Annotated in this window: 4 protein-coding genes; all 4 read right to left on the reverse strand. The window is 37.1% G+C overall.

The features are described from left to right. Positions 1-226 precede the first annotated feature (226 nt). A complete protein-coding gene (locus ENL20_10050) occupies positions 227-517 on the reverse strand; it encodes a hypothetical protein (protein ID HHE38898.1) in 291 nt (96 codons plus the stop codon). A gap of 7 nt (positions 518-524) precedes the next feature. Then, positions 525-1,796, reverse strand: a complete 1,272-nt coding sequence (locus ENL20_10055; GenBank protein HHE38899.1) for a pyrophosphate--fructose-6-phosphate 1-phosphotransferase — start codon at positions 1,794-1,796, stop codon at positions 525-527. A 165-nt stretch (positions 1,797-1,961) separates the two neighbouring features. Then, entirely contained in the window at positions 1,962-3,059 is a 1,098-nt protein-coding gene (locus ENL20_10060) for an ATP-dependent 6-phosphofructokinase (GenBank protein ID HHE38900.1), read from the reverse strand. Between the two features lie 242 nt (positions 3,060-3,301). Further along, positions 3,302-4,606 (reverse strand): T9SS type A sorting domain-containing protein (locus ENL20_10065; GenBank protein ID HHE38901.1); only part of this gene is annotated, 1,305 nt, incomplete at its 5' end.

Here is a 4,606-nt window from a genome sequence, read left to right on the forward strand (position 1 = left end):
ATTACATATTGCACGAATATCAAAGTTAAATCTTTTTGTGTGTTCCATTCGATATTCATTTTTTTCTTTCCTTTATCATTCCTTGTTCGACATTCGATATTTATTCTTTTTCTGAATTTCCAAATAAGGTTTGTTTTGATATTACATTCCCAATCAGGGGGATTGGGAATAATGAAAAAAAACTCATTATCTTCGTGAAATTCGTGTCATCCGTGGATACTTTCTCTTATTCAGGTTCATATACAAGGACTTTTTTATTTTTTTTTCTCCAATCTTTATAAGCATCTTTCACTTCCATCAGCCACAAAATTTTCTGGTCTTCTTTCTCAAATGTCAGAACATCAAGATAATGCATCCTGCCGTCTTTTCCCTTGAAACTTTTTTGGGGAAGTTCAACTGAAATTTTTCCGGTTCTGTTAATGATCGTCACTTCGTTAATATAAATTCCTGGAGCAATTTCTATCACTCCTCTTGCTTCCACGATTCCTGAACTGACATCTCTGAATTTTATTTTCATGTTACTATTAATCCTTTTTATAAGAAATGTTCAAATCAGATTGTCCGATTTCCCTTAACATTTTTTCAAACCAGTCCTGAGTAACATCGAATGGTTTACCGCCTTTTATTCTATTAAATTCGATACATCGCATCTCGTTGTTATAATCTTCATCCAGACCGATAACACCGCTCTCACCATTTAAGGCAAATTTCACGGCATGATCGACTGATTTATAAACAAGCTTAAGATCTTTAGAATTAGGAGCAGCAGAACGAGCAAAATAACCACTTTTCTGAACCAGCACTTTTTCTGCTGATAATTCATCTGCAAATTTTTTTGAAAACCATTGCCCGGGATTTATCTCGTCCAGACGAATATGACCAAAAGCATCTCTTTTCACAGTTTCACCTTGTGCTTCCAATTCAGCAACAATTCTTTCCACGCCTGCTCCTTCGCTCAAAAATATAATCACGCAATCGTTCTTATCCATATTCTTCCGGAGTCTCTCTATTTCACGGTCAAAATCATAATTGATTTCCGGAATATAGATAGCATCGATATCCCAACGCTCTTTTGTTAATAACATTTCGGGTAAAAAGGTTTTGTTGAGTAATCTCTTTCTGTATTTAAAAGCAGTTTGAGCAGTTAGCCAGCCGCAGTTTCTTCCCATAACTTCATGGATCAGAAGTTGTCGGGGACTGGTTGTGTTTTCATTGGCAATGTTTTCAAAGAATATTGATCCCTGTTCGGCAGCAGTCCAGGCTCCTAAAGTCTGATGAAGCGGATAAACATCATTATCAACGGTTTTGGGTAATCCGACAACTGTCAGATCGTAATTATTTTCTTCCAGGAAAGACGATAATTGAGCAGCAGTAATATTGGTATCGTCTCCTCCGATAGTATGAAGAATGGTGATCTTGTCTTTTTGTAACTGTTTGGCAGCAACTTCAAGCGGATTTTCTCCTTCCTGAACATAACCTTTTTTAACGCAGTCTTTTACATTCGAAAGTTTCACTCTACTGCTTCCGATCACACTACCGCCAAAATCACTTAATAATTCCCATTGTTTACGAACTTTATCCGTAATTTTGATCTTGTTACCTAGTAATAGTCCTCGATAACCATGAATATAACAGATTATTTCAGAATCCGGTAATAAATCCGAATATTGTTTGATCAATCTTCCAATTGATGACGATAGACACGGAGCTAATCCTCCGGCAGTTAAAATTCCTATTTTGTGTTTCAAAAAAAACCTCCTGAAAATTGAGTAAAATTTTTCATCTGCTAAAATCATGACAAGTATTTTTTAATTAGAGTTTGTCCATAAACCCCAACTCCGAGTTGTAAGAAGCTTGCGACGACGACTTGAAGTGGCTTTAATACACACTTTGTCTCGATTCGTCGTTCCTTACGAGTCGAAAAATCATACTTTACGGATGGACTCTAATTAATAAAAAAATCAATCCCCGAAACTGATTCCCAATCCTCGAGCAGTATGGACAATATTAGAGTTGATATCTACAAGATTTGTTTGTTTGATTGCAGCTTTGATAGGAACAGCAGAAATATCATTATTCCGGTAAGCAACCATTTTTCCGAAATCTTTTTGGAGGACAAGTTCGAAAGCTTTGATCCCAAATCTTGTCGCTAAAATCCTGTCGAAAGAATTAGGTGAACCTCCTCTTTGAAGATGACCCAAAACCGTTACTCTGATCTCATTTTTAACACCGATCGTTTCCAATTCATGCTTTAAATGAAATCCGGCTCCTGCATATTTGAAAGTCTGATTATTCGTTTCTGAATCATTTTTTACCAAATCGATTTTTCCTTTTAACGGTTTTGCACCTTCTGCCATAACTATATTTACAAATCCCTTTCCAACTCCGTTCCTTTTATCTATCTTTTTTTTGATCTTATCGATATTGTATGGAATTTCCGGGATTAAACATACTTCCGCTCCTCCGGCAAGCGCCGCATAAAGTGCAATCCAACCGGCTTCTCTTCCCATTACTTCCAGGATCATGACGCGATGATGACTGGCGGCAGTCGTTACTAATTTATCGACAGCATCGGTTGCGATTTCCACAGCAGTTTGAAAACCGAAAGTAAAATCAGTGCATTCCAGATCATTATCGATCGTTTTGGGAACACCGATAATGTTCAATCCTTTTTCATACAATTTCTGTGATATTTTTTGAGAACCGTCTCCGCCAATATTGATAACCGCCTGGAATTCAAGTTCCTCTAACCTGGATAAAAGGTCATCAGACCTGTCTGTATAAACCCATTCGCCCGGATTTACTTCCACCGGAAAATTAAAAGGTCCGCCTTTGTTGGTTGTTCCTAAAATCGTTCCTCCCCGGACATGGATTCCCGAAACTTTCTTCCCGGTCAGGTGAACAATATCGATCGGATCTTTTAAGATGCCGTTAAAAGCATCTCTGCTTCCATAGATTTCCCAATTACCTTCATTGGAAGCCCTTTTTACAATCGCCCTGATAACAGCATTCAAGCCCGGACAATCTCCTCCTCCGGTAACGACAAGACATTTATTCATTTAATCCTCTCTGTTTTTGTCTTGGAAATATATTTAACTAGAGTTTAGCCATACAATCCAAAAACCTTGCGAATGGTCGAAAACCTTCGCAATGGTTGAATCTGAAAACGCCAACCATTACGGAGATTTCGCAAGCTCAACCATCCGTAAGGTCTTGAAAAATAACTTCACGAATAAAATCTAATTATAAAAAATAGCCCTGAATATTTTCCAGGGCTATTTCAATTATTCTCATTAAAGGCTTATTCTGTTACAACCAATTTTTTTGTGTAAACTTCTGAACCTGCTTCTAATTTATAAAAATAAATTCCTGAAGCAACAGCATTTCCGAAATTATCAGTTCTATCCCAGACAAAAGAATTTCCGGTTGTCGAACCTTCATAAATATCTTTGATCGTCTGTCCTTTTGTATTGTAAATCGAAAGTTTACATGCTTTTTCTTCGGTCAGGTTAAAGCTGATCGTAGTTGCATTTGAAACCGGATTAGGATAATTCTGGAATAAACCATAATTATCGTTACTTGGATCATCAGGATCTTCACCTTCGACTGGAATTGTTAAGGAGATTGGACCAAAAGTTTCAGTCTCACCGGAATTGTTTCTGCTTTCGATCCAGTACCAGTAAGTAGCACCTTCAGTAACTTCATAATCATCGACAAAAACATAATCCGTGGGTTCTGAAGTAGTTCCTGAACCTGGAATTAAGGTTGGATTAATTTGATCAGTTTCATCATTTTGATGAGATATTTCGCTTTCTCCCCGATATATGTTCCATCCTGCATTTGCGACTTCAGATTGTGTTGTCCAGTATAGGGAAAGTTCACCTGATGCATATTGAGCAGTGAATTCGCTTAAGGTTACTGCTGTTGGAGGATCTACAATGTCATCTTGACTTCTGGGATTAAGTCTGTAGTAAGGACCGGAATTATACCAATCAACAACTCCAGTAACTGATGGATATGTCGTACCAACATTCATAGTAATACTTCCGAAATGATAATCGACATTATCACCAATATAGAAATAATTCTCACCACTGTCATCGGTACATCGGTAATAATAACTACCTGAAGATTCAACATAGACATCTTCAATCGTAACTAATTGACCTTCCCAAGATTCTCCTGGATTTGTATCAACATTTAAACTTTCTTCGATGTTCTCACCTATTATCGTATCTGGTCCGTATGGAGAATTTCCAAATGACACAATGGTTAGAAGAACTGGATCAACTAATTCAGTTAGTCCAGAATATACATCCCTTCTAGCAGCAAGAGTAATTTCATCTCCAACACTAACTAAAGCATCAAAACTACTATCGTAAATCATCACACCATTATAAGCTCCGGCAGCATCACTAATCCAGACATTATTATAACCATCATTAGCTGAGACAATCCCCGTGAATGTAGCATCATAATCATCTAACATTGTAGCTCGAGTGGGATTATTAGTATTGGAATTAGAAATTGGCATAATACCAGCATAAAAATCAAGATTTTCAGCAGTATCATCGATATTGTCCATAGTTAAATCAGCAGACATTGC

This window comes from Candidatus Cloacimonadota bacterium (assembly GCA_011372345.1).
Lineage (GTDB): Bacteria > Cloacimonadota > Cloacimonadia > Cloacimonadales > TCS61 > DRTC01.

Bases quoted from the DNA above. Each gene is read 5' to 3' on its own strand.
- ENL20_10060 (HHE38900.1), bottom strand. From the start codon at position 3,059: ATGAATAAATGTCTTGTCGTTACCGGAGGAGGAGATTGTCCGGGCTTG.
- ENL20_10055 (HHE38899.1), bottom strand. From the start codon at position 1,796: ATGATTTTAGCAGATGAAAAATTTTACTCAATTTTCAGGAGGTTTTTT.
- ENL20_10050 (HHE38898.1), bottom strand. From the start codon at position 517: ATGAAAATAAAATTCAGAGATGTCAGTTCAGGAATCGTGGAAGCAAGA.